The organism is Leyella stercorea DSM 18206, assembly GCF_000235885.1.
GTDB lineage: Bacteria > Bacteroidota > Bacteroidia > Bacteroidales > Bacteroidaceae > Prevotella > Prevotella stercorea.
Genome location: NZ_JH379465.1, coordinates 5,421 through 5,704, shown reverse-complemented (window position 1 = coordinate 5,704; position 284 = coordinate 5,421).

Genomic DNA, 284 nt, shown 5'->3' with positions numbered 1-284 from the left:
TATCTTTTGATTCCTACATCAAACCACAACCCTAAGTACTTGGTGTAGTCTAAGTGCCAGTTGTATATCTTTTGATTCCTACATCAAACCACAACTAAGGAAACATTGTTTCTTTGTTTCTTTGTGTTGTATATCTTTTGATTCCTACATCAAACCACAACGCCCCGGGTATTTGGCTTAAAAACCAAATAGTTGTATATCTTTTGATTCCTACATCAAACCACAACCTTAGCTATTTGCCGAAAAGTACGTTTATGTTGTATATCTTTTGATTCCTACATCAA